Raw genomic sequence first — 16,485 nt, forward strand, 5'->3', positions numbered from 1 at the left:
GTTATTTGTCCCCACTAAACCTCTCAATTTTAACCAGTATAAAAAGGGAAGGTTTGGGAATGGTCAATTGACTCTCTGGAGGTTTTTCTCCAACAATAGGTGGAAAAATCGCGTTGAAATTCCTTTCCATTTTTTGATTAGGGAACTTACTATGTTGCAAACATTTCACAAGAACCGCCGACCATTCATCGTCAATCATGCATTATATCCATTTTTCCAACACCGTCACTTCATGACGCACAAAGGTTTTTTTTGTGCTTTGATCTTGGGGACCGGCTTGTTTTTCCAAACCTTTTTATTACCTATGCCGGCTTTTTCCCAATCGAAAGAGGATTACCCGGAGGGTGATCAAGAATATTTTAAAGCCCTCCTAGAAATCGAAAAAGACGAGGAGTATAAAAAGTTCTTGATGGACAGTGTGTCGTACGCGGGTGATAAGAAAGTGGAGTATGTCGATTATAAAGGTGTGAGACCCGCTGTGGATGAAAAAGGAACCGCACCGGCTGATACCGGGACGGATGCCGCTCAATTCAGACAACAAACATACGAAGCCCTGCGTAACATGGATTGGTTCAGGAAAAACAATTATCAAAACTTCATCCGCAATGTGGGTCAGAATATTTACCCGTTGATCATTGCGAGTGACTATGAACCGGGAAAAGAGGGGGTCGGCAGCACCTATTACCTGTACCGAAGAGACCGTCCCGTCGAATCGGTCACGCCGACTTCGGTCATGTATGAGATGGAAAAAATTCTTGCGCACATCCCAATGGGAGTCTTTATTGTGATCTCTCCCTACTTTGACAATGTGGCCAATCGACCCGAGGGATGGGAAGAACCTCTGATTGAATATCGAAAGCATGTTGGGAATATAAAGGCACATTTCGTAAACAGTGATTTTAGTCAGGCTACATCGGCGAGAGCCATCAAGATGTTAGATATGGTTGATAACTATTTACAGGACTGTATCGAAAATAATTCCGGTGATGAAAAGTCGTATCGTGCGTTTTCTCATCAAATAATCCCTTACGTTGCGGAAGCCATGAAATCTGCTGTGGAACTGCAGGTACAAGCGGGATTGAGGGCAATGAGCCAATGGAAAAAAGAGTTAGGTCCGAAAGAGTGGGACAGACTCCATGTATTGATTCCCGTTGTGTGGCCCGTGGCCGAAGGCAATCCGCGACGGCAGATATTTGAACATCTCATGACTCCTGAGCGGGCTAAAACCAACATTTTCGAAGTGCATGCACGATCGCACGATGAGGCCCGAACGACCTTAGGCCGAATAAAAGGCGATTCCGTGATGGCCGGTCTCACTTTTGACAAGAATACCCACTTCGGAATGGGCAGTTACTTGCGTTTATCCTCCCCCACAGATCTCGTGCAGGGGGCAACTAAAGAAGAATTGAAGAAGTACCCTAAAACCAAAGAAACTGTTCTCCCTATGCAAACACCCCACAGCGATTAAGAGAAGGGGGTTCGTTCAAATCACGATTCGGGGTCAGATTCTGTGGCAAGTCGTGCAATTCGATATTTTCATTTTGGAAAAGGCCCCACAACTGGTCATGTACTTTTTGAGGTGAAGAATGAAAACAGCCGCCAGGAAGCAAGTCCCTGGCGGCTGGCACTCCTTAATTGGCTGAGAGATACTTTACCCCGTAATCCAATGCCAGAATTCGACGTACCAGGGGGTGCCGCCGTCTTCCACAATCGTCTGGACCACAAACGGCATGTGATGCCCTTCCGAGTCGCCCACATCCATCCGCCGGGCCTGGCCCTGGCTATCGACCAGGATGAAATTATCCTTGGTAATGGTGGGAGCCACCATCGCATAGGTCTCTCCGGTCGGGGTGACAAGGGCCTTGGGTGCCAGATGCTCCTCTTTTTCCAGGTTCAGCAGATTGCCCACCTTCTTTTGTAAGTCTTCCGAGGACATCACCGTGCCACCCAGTTCGGCCTGCAACGGATCGGGGTTGCCGGTCGTCGCCAGCGTGACCAGGCCTTCTGACGCTTTTCCCATGACGGCCGCTGGTAATTCGTTCGCGAAGGCCGGTGCTGCGACTGTCAGTGTCAACGCTGTCATTATGGCGAGTGTCGATTGATTGAATGTTTGTGTGACGTTCATGATTGTGTTCCTCCTTTAATTGTTGGTTGTTTATTTTGGCTCTTCAGTGTGGGGGTAGATTTGCCAATGTCTCTACCTCCCCTAGCCCCTCCTTACAAAGGAGGGGAAATTTGGATCATACGGGATTTATGGTTCAAGCCATTCTTCGATGTTGTTTTCAGAGAAAGCTACAGAAGGCTCCGGTCCTTTCCTTGTCATCCTGAGAGTAACGAAGGACCTGTACTCAGGTTGACCGGGCTATGGCTTAGCTAGATGCTTCGCAGCTCAGCATGACAATGTTGTTGAGGATGTCCTCCACCCGGTCTTTTTGTGATCCTCAGACGTTCAATTGACCCCATCGGGACTCATCTGTTCAGAGTCATGAGTGTTAGGGTGTAGAGTTTTTTATTCTGTATGATCAGGCAATTGTCTGAGTGTTTTTATGGAGCATGCGCCACCAACCTTACCTATTGCCCCTTTCTTTCCACCTGTAGGGTATTCTGGTTTCCTACGTTCTCTTTGACGATGAGTGATTGGTTGATGGATGGGTGCTCGATGTTCGAGACGGTTCCATCAGGTCGCCGAATGAAGACGTTCTTCACGTCCTGTTCCGATCCTAGGCCGAAGAACAGGGTCGAGGATTGATCCGATAGCAATCCGACGCTCGTGACGATTTGTTTCGTGTAGGATTTGCCGCTCGTGGTTTCTATGGTGACCAGAGTCCCTAGCGAGTGCACGCTATCGGGAAGGGCTATGCCGATGCTGTTTCCCGTGGATCGGTTCAGAAAGGCCCGCATCGGGCCGTTCATGTTGAGCCAGATGAGGTCGGGTTTCGTGTCCCCATTCAAATCCGCGATCACCGGCGCTTGTCCGAAGTACGGGTTGGTGAGTCCCAGGTCGTCCACATGGACGAAGGTGTTGGTAGGGGATGACGAAACCTGGAGGAACGATTTCCCCGGCAGTTTCCAAACTTTGTGCACCGGCCACTTGATGTAATTCTGGGCCGCTAAAATATCGAGGTGTCCGTCCAGATTGATGTCTTCGAAGACCGTTCCCCAGGCAAATCCATAATCCCGTAACCCATAAGCTTCCGTGACATCGGTAAAGACAAAGTTCCCGTCGTTGCGTAACAGGAGCCATTGGGATTCCAATCGCTGACCGTCTTTGAGGTCTCCCTTGAGAAAGTAGTGCGATATGGAGGTGCCGACGTTGGTAAAGAACAAGTCCTGATCACCATCCTTATCCACGTCTCCCACGGCCAGACCCATCCAGAATCCGTATCCTGAGTTGGTGGCGATGGGTGTGAAGGTCGCGTTCCGCTCGTTTTGAAAGATTTCGACTTCGCCTGTGTTCTGCGCCACCACCAGGTCCTGCCAGCCGTCTTCGTCCAAATCGACGAAGACCGACAGAAACGTATTTTGTTTCGAGGCGGTGCCGGACGACTGCGTGATATCCGTAAATGTGAGGTCGCCGTTGTTGAGCAGCATGACGTTATGTTTGGCATGGACCGGGTCATTGAAGGTGGCGCTGCGAAAGGCCTTCTTGCTGACAAACACGCTGATGTAGAGATCCCCATGCCCGTCATGATTAATGTCGGAGACCGCGATTGTGAGCGGGACGGCGTCGGGTTCGAGATGGAGCGGAATCTTGCGTTGGGTGAACGTTCCGTGATCGTTAAGGTAGAGAGAGATCCCGTCGTCCCTGGCGATGAGCAGGTCGGTATCCCCGTCATGATCCATGTCAATCGACGTGGCCCCGTAAGTGGCGATGGTACTGGACAACCCCGATCCCTGGATGATGTTCACGAGTTGGCCATCCCGGTAGGTGAACAAGGCGTCCTCCTGCCCGCCGCCGCTGCCCACAAAGATCTCCATTGTGCCATCCTGGTCCACGTCGATGACCGCGGCTCCGGAAAATGGATGAGTGAGCTGATCCCACTGATGGACGAATTCCACCGGGATTTCTTCAAATGGCTGAACGGAAATGGGGTCGGCAGAGTGCGTCAATTTTTCATGTGTCGGGATGCAGGAGGCCGACGTGAGCACGAGTGAAGCAACCAGCAATCCCGTTCTCCATAATGCGTTGTTTTTGTGTTTCATGACGGCCACTCCTTAAAAAACGGCCTCAGCTTGCTTCATGGCAGGCATTGAATTTTCTTCTCCCCAGTCCATTTACGGGGAATATTCGTTACAGCCTTCAACGGGTGTCGCCAGGGACTATGACCGACCCCAGGAGAGAAACGGGAAAGGGAGGGAATACATGATTGGTACCTGAGGACCCTTCTTTCCTTTTCCTTGGGTCGGTCTGTGAGCCTCCCTATTCGGCCATGCTGAGCTTTCCGATGAGGGTTGATCGGAGGGTGTCCTTGAATGTTTGGTTGTGCAGGTTCAGGGCCTTCGGTACAGTAATTCTCTACTCCTGTTTCCCAGGGAAAAAATGGGAATAGTCTGAGGCAGGGAAGGAAAGGCTGGTGTTGGGTTGTTGGCACTGGGACCTCGTTGTGCAATCTCTAGGAAAAGATGGAGGTGGAAGTGAACACACCAACTGAAAAAATCGGATTTGTGGGGGTAGGGCGGATGGGGGCCAATATGGCTCGCCGGCTTCAGGATGTGGGGTATCCGGTGACCGTAGTTTTCGATGTGGACAGCGAAAGGGCGAACAGTCTGGCCAAAGAATTAGGCTGTGAGGCCGCGTCCACTCCGGGTGAGGTGGCTGCCTTATCGAATACGATTTTTACGGTGGTGACGGATGACGGGGCGATGCAGGAAATCTTTTCAGAGGGTCATCCGAAAAGTCTCTTGAAGAATGCCGACGGTCGATTGTTTGTGAATTGTGCGACGCTCTCCCCTCACATTCACATGGAAATCGAACACCGTGTGGAAGCACGAGGGGGGCATGCTCTGGAGGCATGTATGGCCAGCAGCATTCCCCAAGCGCGTGAAGGCACGTTATACCTCATGTGTGGCGGAAAGCCTGAAGTCTTCGAACGAGCCAAACCGGTTTTAGCCACCTTGAGCGCTCAGTTACGTCTTATTGGCCAGGCGGGACAAGCCGCAAAGGTCAAGGCCTTGGTCAATATGGTGATGAATATTAACACCGCCGGTTTGGCGGAGGGGTTAGGCCTTGGGGACGCGCTCGGGCTGAATCTGACGATGTTGCGGGAAGTGTTCAGTCAGACCGGAGCGGCATCACGGGTTCTGGAAACCGACGGAGCCGATATGCAACATCGTGATCACGAATGCTATTTTTCTGTAGCCCATGCCGCCAAAGATTCCGGCATTGCCTATGCGCTCGCGGAATCCGTGGGACTCACCCTGCCTCTGGCCAAATCGACGTTGGAACAATATCAACGCTTGGTGAAGCTGGGAAAAGGGGAATTGGATAAATCCGGTATTGCGGAACTGACCTTTAAAGACCGCTGTTCGCGGGAATAGGGGCAACCCCAGGTTTCTCTTAGTTCCTCGGATTAATTCGGCTATTGTCATCCTGACCCATTCGGAAAAGCCCAGGGCCAGGTCCACCGAAGAATCTCGCGGAGCCGTCGCATCGTCCACCTGGGCATAGATTCTTCGCCGCAGGCTCAGAAAGAAAGACCGTCTCCATCATTCACTCAAGGGTTCAAGGAACGACAATGGGCATGTTCGGACATGGCCGGGTGCATCATGAGCGAGGAACAGTTAGGGGACGTCCAGGGAGCCATTGTCATCCTGACCCATTCGGCAAAGCTCAGGGTCAGGTCCACCGAAGAATCTCGCGGAGCCGTCGCATCGTCCACCTGGGCATAGATTCTTCGCCGCAGGCTCAGAATGACAAGGTACTTTGGGACTACCTGAGTGAAACGAAGGATCTCGCGGAGCCGTAGCATGGTCAACCTGGGCACAGATCCTTCGCCATGGTCTCAGGATGACAGGTCGGTTGAAGTGTATTGCAAACACATATTTGACACCCAGTGCTTGTTAGCCAAGTAGGGATTTGCCATATTCCTGTGCTTGTTGAACCAATTCCTCAACAGTTTTTATTGCTTTTCCCACATTTTTCCCTACCGTTTTCCCGGCTTGCTTCGCTGCGCTGCGCACGGTGCTTTTTGCCTTCCGAGTATTCTTTTTGACGGCTTTTTTGGTTGAGGCTACTTTCTTCGCCCCTTCCTTTTTCAATTGGCCCGCAGTTTTCTTTGCACGCGAGGAAACGCCGGCGGATCGCTTTGAGGCTGTTCCCATGGCTTTGGAAATCGTGCTTTTTGCCCGTTTGGTTGCAGTCTTGGCTTTCTTGACTCCGGTTTTGGCCGCTGTCTTGGCTTGCTTGGCCACGGTCGCTGATTTTTTCTTTGCCGCTGACTTAACTTGAGATGCCTTCTTGGATGCTTTTTTCGCCGTGCTCTTTACCGCTTTTTTTGCAGCCATTGTCTGCTCCTTTTGTGTAGGTAGAGGTCATTAATTGATAATGATAGGTGAAATGTAACCTGGAACAATGGAAATCACAAGTCAAAGAGCCACCTGGTCATGGGATATCGCGATTTGTGGATGGAGCACATGCGTCTGTTGAATTCTCGTTGGCTTCTCAATGAATAGATTCGAAAGTTCATCAATCCGGCAAACCAGAGATCCTTACCCTTCTTTCCTCTTCAAGGATGCGGGAGAGAGCGTATAATAGATAAGGGGGTGAAGGAGGGATCTATGAAAATTGGGATGCGGAGTATTCATCTGGTGGTTCTGATGGTTGGCCTGAGTGGGTGCGCGACATTTTCCTCCTCCCCGTTTTCCACAAACCAGGAAGCGCAGGTGACGGACGGTGCGTCGTTTGCCAACGTGGCTCAAGACCCCTCTGCACATATCGGACACATTCTCAAGGTGGGTGGAGTCGTGCTGTCTGCGAAACGTCTCGTAGACCGGACCGAAGTGATGGTGCTTCAGATCCCATTAGACAGTGATTCGGTTCCCGAATGGAATCGAACCAAGTCTAAAGGCCGGTTCATTGCCACTCAGCAGCCCTTTCTTGATCCGGCCACGCTTCCTCCAGGAACTCGCGTAACCATTCTAGGAGAAGTCACCGGGCAAGCCTCCGTGCGAGTAGATGAAGAAGAAAAACTCTATCCTGTTCTTGCCATTCAGGCCTTGAAAGTGTGGCCGATGATTCCACGAAACACGTATGGGTATCGTCCCTCTTGGGGGACTTATCCCTACTGGGGTGGTAATTGGGGGTGGTATTGGCCGTATTCGGCTTCATCTTTCAGATATTATGGTCGTGGACATGGTGGTGGAAAACGGTTCCGGCGATAGGCCGGGTCTGTAGCCCTGCTGATTGACTTCACTTTTGGAAAACGTGCAGAGTAACTTTTCCCCTCATTCACGTTCTTCCCTAAGGAGGTTTTTTATGAAAAAGGTATTAACCGCAGTCCTTTCCGTGTTGTGTGTAGTCGGTGTCGCCGGAGTGTCAGCTGCCGGGATGATGGATACCTTAAAGGGTGAATCCGATAAGGCCACAGAGGCTTCAACTGACGCTCATAAGGGCATGGACATGACGGAACATGCAAATGAGCATGCGATTGAAGCCCAGGGCGCCACGAAAGAAGAGGCCGGTGGCATGATGGATCAAATCAAGGAAGGGGCCAAGGGAGAAGTGAATAAAACGAAGGACACAGCCAACGAAACGATCGACAATATTGGTAAATAAGACCTCTTCCTGGGTTCTGGGCTTGGGGATATCCCAAGAATAGAACTTCAGCGTCATTTGAGTGTTGGGCGGCCTGCCGAAAGTGTATGTCTTTCGGTGGGCCGTTTTTTTTCTCGTGTAACGAATAGAAAAGATGAGAGACCACTATCCATGTTCATACTTGTTATTGGGGCTTCCCCCCAAATTGTCTCTTAGCGTGTGGGCCATAGTCATTCAGTCACAAAGGGAATGGTCGTGAAAGTCCCGACGTTTCTGGAATTTGCGTTCTTGAAAGGCCAATGGCCGCTTTACCGCCACGGAGCAGACCCTCCGCAGACACTACCGTACCGGCAATCGGTTTGTGGTATTCCCTGCCTTTCCCTGCTGTGGCCTTTCCTCACATCTCTGTATTTCATTAAAGGTTGTTTTTTCCCTCGTGCCCGTTCAGAAGTCGATCCGCGTGCGTGGTGATTCCCGTTCATAAATTCCTAAGGGGATTCTAGGGAAACCTCTACGGTCATCCGTAACCCGAAAGTGTGCCATTCGCATATTTGGAAATAAGACTCAGGTCAGAAGGAGAGAAAACATATGCCTGTATTCCTATCTTTGTTGTTCATTGCGGTCGTGCATTTTGGTTTATCTGGTTTAAGCTGGGCCGCCAATGCCCCTGTGTTTGGGACCTTTGCCCTTTTTGAGGTGGATAAAGATTGGGGCAGTTTGCCGCTTGAAGAAAGGCAGAAAGGCGGGGAGGAGGCCAAAGCGCTACTGGAAGGATTCAAAAGTCAGGTGACCGTGGATGGATATTGGACCTATGGATTGACGACAGAATCCCATTTTTTGCTTCGTCTGCATTCCGCCGAACTCAAAGCCAACCAGCAATTACTGACCCAACTTCGGGGTACCGGCCTCGGCCGGCATTTGGATTTGGAGTATACGATCAGCGGGGTGACCAAGGGGCTGAATTATGCTCCGGATTTTCCTGATTTGCTGCAACAACTGAAAGGGGCGAAATACGAAGGTGATCCGTCTACCTATGCGATTATGATCCCCATTCGGAAAAATGCCGAATGGTGGAACCTGTCTAAAGAGGATCGTGTGGCACTGATGAAAGAACACACCATTCCCACGGTTGCCTATTTAAAAACGGTGAAGCGGAAATTGTACCATTCCACCGGGATTTCGGATGTGGACTTTCTCACCATCTTTGAAACTAATAATTTGGTGGATTTCAATGACCTGGTTATTGCGTTGCGGATGGTTCGTGAAGATATCTTCAATGTTCAGCTTGGAGAGCCGACGATCATCGGCACATTAAAAACCTGGAATGATATTGTCGACCTTCTTGTGAAATAGCCGGATCATGGCCTGGTGTTGGGCCTATCATCCTTGTGGCAACCAACCTTGGCATCAGAGGTGAAAGGATTTGAAAATGCCAAACATTCGGAGCAGCGTAACTGGTTTTCCTACGGTTTCACATCTTCACCATTCAACCTGTGTGTCTGTTCAAGGAGGTGGTTCTATGAAACGCGTATTTCTGATGTGCGCAGGTATCGTGTTTCTGTATGGGATCGGTTCCGTATCGTTTGCTGCCGGGATGGGAGACGAAATGACAGGCAAGACCGAGACGATGCAAGAGGAGGATATAAAAACAGCTGATGACGCCATGGGTGACATGAAGGGAAAAGGCGAAGAGATGTCATCGGACGCCAAAGGCCAGGAGATGCCTGGAAACATAGAAGCCCAGGGGAAAGAGAAAATGGGTAAAATGAAAGAGAAGCCCATGAAAGAGAAACCGATGAAAAAGTAATCCTCATTCCTTTTACGCATCTCTAAGAAGGCCGGCTGTGGACTGACTCTGCAGCCGGCCTTCTTATTGGGACACAAATAGGAACAAGATCGTCATTGTTGAATAAATAATCAGTCCTTTGCGCGTGAGACCCCGTGAATCTTCTTATTTGACAATGTCCAAATTATGCCGCTCACCCTGACGTTTTGTCTGTCCAACCAAAACTTTTCGTCATGCTATTTTGTGGGCAGGGCATCTTCCTGATTGATCAGCCGATGCCCACTAGCTTGACCACTCAAAAAAGAACGTGGTCTGTGGCGCCAGCTGAGAGAACTTCCCGGTGTTCCCTGAGCGTCGAGTATTTCCTCGCGAGGTTCTTATGCCTTTCAACTTTCGGTAAGGAGCGCAAATTCCCATGACCCAACCGGTTGCTTCTCTTGCCGTAGACTCTAGGGTTCCCTCAACGACCCATACAGGATTGCGGAAATGGACAAACGTGATCGTGTTCCTGATCTGTTTTCATTTTGGATGGATGCCTCATGCCATTGCGGTCGAAGATTCCTACATCGCCGGGTATGCTGCCGCTGTTCTTCAACATGAGTTCAATGCAACCAATGCTTCCTTAATCGTAAAAGACGGCGTCGTGACCGTCTATGCCGTTTCGCTCGGGACGCTGGATCGAACGAAGGTCCAGACCGCGCTGGAAAGCATTCCAGGTGTCAAGCGAGTAGAAGTCATAGAGGGCAATGTCGACTCCGTGACTCCCAAACCTCCTCCATCGGACGCTATCACGCAAGAAATTCCCAAGCCCGAGTCCAAATTTCTTCCGAATGGTCTTCTCTTCGATCCGCTTCATGCCGACCCACGTTGGCCGCATTTCTCCGTGGCCTACCGTGATATTTCAAAAGGTTCCGAACCCTCAAAAACCGGCTCGGCAAATTTTGGAGAAACGTTCGCGATCTATCGGAATGCTGCGCCATTCGATGGACAATGGGAAATCGCGTTCCAGGGCGGAGTTTTCAGCGTGTTCGATTTGGACGCGTCGTCCAAAGACCTCGTCAACGCTGATTATACTGCCGGTCTTCTTGCCAGTTATCGGACCGGTTCCCTTTCCGGCTTCCTTCGCATCCATCATCAAAGTTCCCATCTTGGTGATGAATTCATTCTCAATAACCAGCCGAACAGAATCAATTTGTCCTATGAAGAAATTGATGCAAAGTTGTCCTATGAATTGTTCGACTGGTTCCGGGTGTATGGCGGCGGCGGGATACTGGTGAATCGGGATCCCAACTCGTTAGGACGCGGCACCAGCCAATTCGGGGCCGAATTAACGAGCCCCTGGACGTTATTGAGCGGGAAGATTCGTCCTGTGGCGTATGGAGATTTTCAGGTCAACGAGAGAAGCAATTGGATCATCAACCGTTCGCTGATGGCAGGGCTTCAATTCGAAAATGCCCGCATCGGCGATCGCAAACTTCAACTCTTAATGGAGTATTATCAGGGTGCTTCACCCAACGGCCAATTTTATTCTCAGCGAACAGAGTGGATCGGAATCGGCCTTCATCTGTATTACTGATCCAACCTATCGGGGCTTAGAAGTCATTGGAGAAGAAAAGGAAGGCCCCTTCCTGCCTTGATGTGGGAATTTTCCACACGCCCGAAAACATGTGAAATTTGGTTTCTGGATTTTTTCTGAAAATTCCAAACGAGGTCAAGCTGAGAAGTAGTCTGGGACTGGGCCTTTTTTGCATGGTAGTTAAAAGGGAAGGAAAGGTAAAAAATAATTTCGGGAAAGACTTTAAAAATTGTATCGGCATGCGATCTCTTGTTACAGTTCTTCTAAGGATTCAGAAAGAGAACTGAAGGGGAACGAGGACACCCAACGTCGATCAAGCCCGATATGTAACATGGCGAAGAGTATAGTGGAACACCAATCAAACACGGACGATTTTCTGACATTGTACCGGGACATGCTCCTCATCCGACGCTTTGAGGAAAAGTCGGCGGAGATGTACGCCTTAGCGAAAATCGCGGGCTTCCTTCATTTATACATCGGTCAGGAAGCGGTCGCCGTGGGATGTATGCATGCCATTCGCCCGGATGACTATGTCATTACCTCCTATCGCGATCACGGACATTGTCTGGCCAAGGGATCGGATCCCAAAAAAGTGATGGCTGAATTGTTTGGAAAGGCCACCGGGTTGTGCAAAGGCAAAGGTGGCTCAATGCATCTCATCGACGTCGAACGTCACTTCATGGGCGGGTATGCCATCGTTGGAGGGCATTTACCGCTTGCAGTCGGGTTGGCATTTGCCTCACGGTATCGCAAGGAAGACCGGGTGGTTCTCTGCTTTTTTGGTGATGGAGCGGTTCCCGGCGGACATACGCATGAAGCCTTCAATCTGGCTGCGTTATGGAAGTTGCCTGTGATCTTTATTTGCGAAAACAACCGGTACGGGATGGGGACACCGGTTGAACGAGAGATGCTGCTGTATAAAGACATTGCCGAACGGGCCAGGGCGCATGGCATTGAAGCGGAACAAGTGGATGGGATGGATGTGCTGGCGGTGAAGGAGTTGACTGCGCGTGTGGTGAAGAAGTTGCGAAAGGACCCACAACCATACTTTATTGAGGCGTCAACCTATCGATTTATGGGCCATTCCATGTCCGATCCCGCTCACGGTCATTATCGAACGAAGGAAGAAGTTGGAGAAGCACGTAAACAGGATCCGTTGATTTTTCTCAAAACCCGGATCCTTCAGGAGGGCCTGGCTACGGAGGCCGACTTTAAGCAGATGGATAAAAATGTGATTGAGACGGTGACCGAAGCTGTGAAGTTTGCCGATGAAAGCCCGTTTCCTGAGCCCGGCGCGCTCCATGAGGATGTGTTAGTCGAGTGAAAATTGTGCTCTTACAAAGGCTAAGCCGGAAGGATCGGGCTGGTATCTCCTTCATCTATGCAACACGATGATCAACCATTCTTGAATGATGGCGAACCATGTTGATTTCCTATAGAGAAGCCCTGAATCAGGCGATGCGTGAGGAAATGCAACGGGATCCTCGTGTCTTTTTAATTGGGGAAGAGGTCGGGTATTACCAAGGGGCCTTTAAAGTGAGCAAAGGCTTTGTGGAGGAATTCGGCGTTGAGCGGGTATTAGATACGCCGATTACCGAAGCCGGATTCACCGGGTTGGCCATTGGCGCGGCGATGGCCGGGTTGCGTCCCATTGTTGAATTGATGACTTTTAATTTCGGCATTCTTGCCCTTGACCAAATTGTCAATAACGCGGCCAAAATTCGCTATATGTCCGGAGGCCAGTTGTCGGCGCCCATGGTGATTCGCGGGCCGGGGAGTGCGGCCCATCAATTGGCCGCCCAGCATTCGCAAAGTCTTGAAGCCTGGTTCTGCCATGTTCCCGGACTGAAAGTGATTGCCCCGGCAACGCCCTCTGATGCAAAGGGATTATTGAAGAGCGCCATTCGTGATGAGAATCCGGTTATTTTTATTGAAGCGCAACTTCTCTATGGCACGAAGGGCGAGGTGGCTGAGCAGGACTACACCCTTCCGATCGGCAAAGCCGCTGTGACGCGAACAGGAAGCGATGTGACCATAGTGGCCTATTCAAAGATGGCCTTACTGGCGCTTGAGGCTGCGGAAGCGTTAGCAAAGGAAGGTATCAATGCCGAAGTCATCGATCTGAGGTCATTAAAACCTTTGGATACCGATACCCTCCTGGAATCTGTCAAAAAAACAGGACGTGTCGTCATTGTGGAAGAGGGGTGGGAGTTTTGCGGGTTGGGCGCTCAGATTACCGAGACCATCTATTCAAAAGGATTTGATTTGTTAGATGGGCCCATTGTGCGGGTCGCCGGTGAGGAAGTCCCCATGCCGTATGCCAGGCCGCTTGAAGATCTGGCTGTTCCCGATCAGGCTCGGGTCATATCGGCGGTCAAAGAGATCCTTTAACATGCAACCTATTTTTGTCATAACTGTTTCTCAAACATTCTTCGCCACAGAGTCTTGCAAAGGATTTTTCTGCCATAACAGGAGAGGCCTATGATTACGCGCGTCGTCATGCCCAAGCTTACGGACACGATGGAGGAAGGAGTGGTGGTGGCTTGGAAAAAGCATGAAGGGGATGCTGTCGACTCGGGAGACATTCTGGCAGAAATTGAAACGGACAAAGCCGTCCTTGATCTGGAATCCTTTGGGTCCGGTGTGCTGAAAAAAGTTTTGGTGCCCGAAGGGGAAACCGTGAAAGCCGGGAAGCTCATTGCCGTGATCGGAGAAGAGGACGATGACATTGAGGCCACGCTGGCTGAGACTTCTGAGGACCAGGCTGTAGCACCTGAACCTCAAAAAGATTCTCCTGCTCCTTCTCGAAAGGAAAAGCCTTCTCCTCCTTCGCCGGCACCATCCATTCCGACTAAGGAAGAAAAATCCAGCAGTGCGAAGACAGAAGCCCAGGCAACGAAGGCAGAGACGCGCCCGGAGGCAAAGATCAAAGTGTCGCCTCGAGCCAAGGCGTTGGCGAAAGAACAGGGGATTGATTTGTCAACTATCAAAGGAAGCGGTCCTGAAGGCAGGATCGTTGAAGCCGATATTCACGGAAAGATGGATACTCCAAAGATTTCTGAGGGGCAAACCCAGGATATTCCTCTGAGCCAAATGCGCAAGGCGATCGCTCGAGTGACCACGTCAAGTAAGGCCCCTGTCCCGCATTTTTATCTCACAACCGAAGTGGCCATGGATCAGGCCGAGCGGCTCCGAAAGCAGATGGAGGAAGTGAATAACTCCCCCTTGAGTTTAACGGTGCTGTTCGTTCGTGCGGCCGCCCTGGCTTTGGCCCGTCATCCTGAAATCAATGTTTCATTCATGGGGGAAAGCATACGGCGGCATGCCACGATTGATATCGGGATCGCGGTGGCCCTGGAGGAGGGACTCATTACTCCTGTGATACGGGATTGCGCCGGAAAAAATATTCTGCAAGTTGCTGAAGAGATTCGTGATCTGTTTGTCCGGGCCAAAGGCCAACAGCTCACTCCCGAAGAATATGCCGGGGCCACGTTCTCTATCTCGAATCTGGGGATGTATGAGGTGGACAATTTCATTGCGGTATTGATGCCGCCACAAGCGGCTTCTTTGGCCATAGGCGCGGTGAATGTTGTTCCAGTGGCACGAGGACAGGCCATAAAGTTGTCCCGCCGTATGAAAGTCACGCTCTCCTGCGATCATCGAGCGCTTGATGGTGCGCAAGGGGCGCGGTTTCTCCAGTCATTCAAACGAGCGCTGGAAAAGCCCTTGGAGCTTTTTCTTCCGTTGAAAACCCCATCAACACATCACAAGCAAGCCGGCCAATAATTGGTTGTGTGCGGGTATTCGGAGATTTTAACGAAGAAGCCATTGATTGCCGCCCGTCCATAAGCCGGGAGTTCTGTGCTGCTGAACATCCTCCATTCTCTTTCTCTGTCTTTTTCTTGCCCGACTCTGGCCTTGCCCTATCTCGTCCTCAATGCTGACTTGAGGGTCAGTGAAACCGGACACACAATAGAAAGACTCGATAAACCGCACATGGCATGGATGAAAACAATAGGACTCCTTGTGATGATTGTTTTTCTAGTAGTGGTGGGCGGACCGGATTTTGCCATGTCTGAAGAGTCAAGCGGAAAGCTGGATGGAGCGTTGCTTCACGCAGCGGAACGAAATGATGCAGCCATGGTCCGGCAATTGTTGAAACAAGGGGCAAGCATTCATGCTCAAAATGAAAAGGGGCAAACGGCGTTACTCCTGGCCGTTGATCGGAATCATGTTGAAAGCGCCAGGGTGTTGATTGAGGCTGGAGCGGATGTGAATGCGCAGGATCGTCAACTGGATAGTCCATTGCTCTTAGCCGGAGCGAGAGGATACCTCGAGATTGTAAAGTTGATATTAGAGGCCAAACCCGATTTTACAATCTATAACCGGTTCGGGGGAACGGCCTTGATTCCGGCATGTGAACGAGGGCATGTGGAAACGGTGAGGGCCCTATTGCAAACCGATGTGGATATCAATCATGTGAATCGATTGGGTTGGACCGCGTTGTTGGAGGCCATTATCCTGAGTGACGGGGGTCCCAGACATCAGGAGATTGTAGGAATGCTTATGAAGGCGGGCGCCGATATAAATCTGCCGGATGGGGATGGCATCAGCCCGCTTCAACATGCCCGGGCCAAAGGTTTCACACGAATCGTTACTATCCTGGAATCGGCGGGGGCCCGGTAGGGGTGTGAGATATATTGACAACGTTGCAAGCTGAACAAGACAATCGTCAGGTCAGCATATGAATGATCTCATGTTTATCAAAGGAGCGTTTCATGATCGGCAAAAAAAATCTGCATTGTACATCGGGAAAAGGTTGGTATCTATCTGGAATGGTTATCCTCAGTATAAGCGGACTGTTCATAGCGGGCGTGTCGGCGGCCGAGCTGCCGCGTGAGGCGGTCCTGCCACTCTCACTGGCCACGAAGGCTGCGAGTGCGGCGGTCGAACAATGCACAAAAGATGGATATCGGGTGAGTGCGGCGGTTGTCGATCGGGCTGGGGTGGTGAGAGCGTTATTACGGGAAGATGGAGCCGGCCCGCATACGGTGGATAGCAGTCGCAAGAAGGCCTACACCTCGGCCAGTCTGAAAAGGCCCACGGCAGAATTGGGCGAGTTGATTGCCAAGATGCCGGCGGTTCAGGGTTTACGGGATATGAACGAAAATATGCTTATTCTTGGCGGCGGGCTTCCCATTGAAATCGGTGGAGAGGTGGTCGGTGGTATCGGGGTTGGTGGAGCGCCCGGCGGTCATTTGGATGCCGCATGTGCGCAGGCAGGGTTGGAGAGTATCGGTGCCACGTCCAAAGTCCAAAAGGATAAATGAGAGAAGGTTTCCGTCTGATTTTATGAACGCAGATTCTCCG

The 16,485-nt window shown here is 50.8% G+C and carries 16 protein-coding genes; 13 read left to right on the forward strand and 3 right to left on the reverse strand.

What is annotated here, in order from left to right; translation table 11 throughout:
* Nucleotides 1–151: 151 nt before the first annotated feature.
* Nucleotides 152–1,468 carry a hypothetical protein gene (locus ACTRXD_RS13195; protein ID WP_442432255.1) on the forward strand — a complete coding sequence of 439 codons (1,317 nt, stop codon included), beginning with the start codon at nucleotides 152–154 and terminating at the stop codon, nucleotides 1,466–1,468.
* A gap of 183 nt (nucleotides 1,469–1,651) precedes the next feature.
* Here the strand turns inward: ACTRXD_RS13195 and ACTRXD_RS13200 are convergent, their stop codons facing one another.
* Together ACTRXD_RS13200 and ACTRXD_RS13205 are read right to left on the reverse strand one after the other, a co-directional pair.
* Complete coding sequence (locus ACTRXD_RS13200; RefSeq protein WP_442432256.1) at nucleotides 1,652–2,125, reverse strand: hypothetical protein; 474 nt, start codon at nucleotides 2,123–2,125, stop codon at nucleotides 1,652–1,654.
* A gap of 446 nt (nucleotides 2,126–2,571) precedes the next feature.
* Entirely contained in the window at nucleotides 2,572–4,203 is a 1,632-nt protein-coding gene (locus ACTRXD_RS13205) for a CRTAC1 family protein (protein ID WP_442432257.1), read from the reverse strand.
* Between the two features lie 432 nt (nucleotides 4,204–4,635).
* On the opposite strand from ACTRXD_RS13205, the gene ACTRXD_RS13210 reads away from it, so the two are divergent.
* Nucleotides 4,636–5,538, forward strand: a complete 903-nt coding sequence (locus ACTRXD_RS13210; protein WP_442432258.1) for an NAD(P)-dependent oxidoreductase — start codon at nucleotides 4,636–4,638, stop codon at nucleotides 5,536–5,538.
* Nucleotides 5,539–5,751: 213 nt separating this feature from the next.
* Complete coding sequence (locus tag ACTRXD_RS13215; protein WP_442432259.1) at nucleotides 5,752–5,889, forward strand: hypothetical protein; 138 nt, start codon at nucleotides 5,752–5,754, stop codon at nucleotides 5,887–5,889.
* Between the two features lie 171 nt (nucleotides 5,890–6,060).
* Here ACTRXD_RS13215 and ACTRXD_RS13220 read toward each other — a convergent pair whose 3' ends face one another.
* Nucleotides 6,061–6,504, reverse strand: coding sequence for a hypothetical protein (locus ACTRXD_RS13220; protein WP_442432260.1), 444 nt, complete (start codon nucleotides 6,502–6,504; stop codon nucleotides 6,061–6,063).
* Nucleotides 6,505–6,777: 273 nt separating this feature from the next.
* On the opposite strand from ACTRXD_RS13220, the gene ACTRXD_RS13225 reads away from it, so the two are divergent.
* From ACTRXD_RS13225 to ACTRXD_RS13270, 10 genes are all read left to right on the forward strand, one after another.
* Nucleotides 6,778–7,380: a Slp family lipoprotein gene (locus tag ACTRXD_RS13225; protein ID WP_442432261.1), complete on the forward strand. Its 603-nt coding sequence runs from the start codon at nucleotides 6,778–6,780 to the stop codon at nucleotides 7,378–7,380.
* Between the two features lie 94 nt (nucleotides 7,381–7,474).
* Nucleotides 7,475–7,774: a hypothetical protein gene (locus ACTRXD_RS13230; protein WP_442432262.1), complete on the forward strand. Its 300-nt coding sequence runs from the start codon at nucleotides 7,475–7,477 to the stop codon at nucleotides 7,772–7,774.
* A 567-nt stretch (nucleotides 7,775–8,341) separates the two neighbouring features.
* Nucleotides 8,342–9,106, forward strand: a complete 765-nt coding sequence (locus tag ACTRXD_RS13235) for a chlorite dismutase family protein (RefSeq protein WP_442432263.1) — start codon at nucleotides 8,342–8,344, stop codon at nucleotides 9,104–9,106.
* Nucleotides 9,107–9,272: 166 nt separating this feature from the next.
* Complete coding sequence (locus ACTRXD_RS13240; protein WP_442432264.1) at nucleotides 9,273–9,560, forward strand: hypothetical protein; 288 nt, start codon at nucleotides 9,273–9,275, stop codon at nucleotides 9,558–9,560.
* Between the two features lie 394 nt (nucleotides 9,561–9,954).
* Entirely contained in the window at nucleotides 9,955–11,115 is a 1,161-nt protein-coding gene (locus ACTRXD_RS13245) for a DUF1207 domain-containing protein (RefSeq protein WP_442432265.1), read from the forward strand.
* A 331-nt stretch (nucleotides 11,116–11,446) separates the two neighbouring features.
* Entirely contained in the window at nucleotides 11,447–12,439 is a 993-nt protein-coding gene (pdhA, locus tag ACTRXD_RS13250; RefSeq protein ID WP_442432266.1) for a pyruvate dehydrogenase (acetyl-transferring) E1 component subunit alpha, read from the forward strand.
* A gap of 98 nt (nucleotides 12,440–12,537) precedes the next feature.
* The gene (locus tag ACTRXD_RS13255) at nucleotides 12,538–13,506 is read left to right on the forward strand and encodes a pyruvate dehydrogenase complex E1 component subunit beta (RefSeq protein WP_442432267.1); all 969 of its coding nucleotides are present in this window, start codon (nucleotides 12,538–12,540) and stop codon (nucleotides 13,504–13,506) included.
* A 90-nt stretch (nucleotides 13,507–13,596) separates the two neighbouring features.
* Nucleotides 13,597–14,901, forward strand: coding sequence for a dihydrolipoamide acetyltransferase family protein (locus tag ACTRXD_RS13260; RefSeq protein WP_442432268.1), 1,305 nt, complete (start codon nucleotides 13,597–13,599; stop codon nucleotides 14,899–14,901).
* A gap of 243 nt (nucleotides 14,902–15,144) precedes the next feature.
* Nucleotides 15,145–15,801 carry an ankyrin repeat domain-containing protein gene (locus ACTRXD_RS13265; RefSeq protein WP_442432269.1) on the forward strand — a complete coding sequence of 219 codons (657 nt, stop codon included), beginning with the start codon at nucleotides 15,145–15,147 and terminating at the stop codon, nucleotides 15,799–15,801.
* Between the two features lie 92 nt (nucleotides 15,802–15,893).
* Nucleotides 15,894–16,445: a GlcG/HbpS family heme-binding protein gene (locus tag ACTRXD_RS13270; RefSeq protein ID WP_442432270.1), complete on the forward strand. Its 552-nt coding sequence runs from the start codon at nucleotides 15,894–15,896 to the stop codon at nucleotides 16,443–16,445.
* Nucleotides 16,446–16,485 lie beyond the last annotated feature (40 nt).

Origin of the sequence: Nitrospira sp. T9, assembly GCF_052156535.1 — a bacterium.
In the GTDB taxonomy this organism is placed as follows: domain Bacteria; phylum Nitrospirota; class Nitrospiria; order Nitrospirales; family UBA8639; genus Nitrospira_E.